We start from the raw sequence: 282 nt of genomic DNA on the forward strand, positions 1-282 counted from the left end.
GCGGCCAGCGGCGCGGCGGGGTCCTCCGGCGCGGCCAGGTAGTCGTGGGGCAGGGCGACCGCCACCGAGTCGATCCGGTCGCCCGTACGGGCCGGCGGCACGCGCGTGAGGCGGGCCAGGGTGACCACGCCGCACGGCTCGCCGCCGAACCCGGTGACGGGGAAGGCCGACTGTCGTGACCGCGCCGCGACGCTCGCGATGAACTCCCCGATCGGACGCCAGGAGGGCGCGCACTCCGGCTCGGGCACCATCAGGTCGCGTACGCGGACGCCCTCGGCGGCC

1 protein-coding gene is annotated in these 282 nt (G+C 78.0%); it reads right to left on the reverse strand.

What is annotated here, in order from left to right:
* On the reverse strand, window positions 1-282 hold a 282-nt coding region (locus tag ACFFNX_RS42420), incomplete at both ends, for a CBS domain-containing protein (protein WP_378211908.1).

The organism is Actinoallomurus acaciae (assembly GCF_042429965.1).
GTDB classification, from domain to species: Bacteria; Actinomycetota; Actinomycetes; order Streptosporangiales; family Streptosporangiaceae; genus Actinoallomurus; species Actinoallomurus acaciae.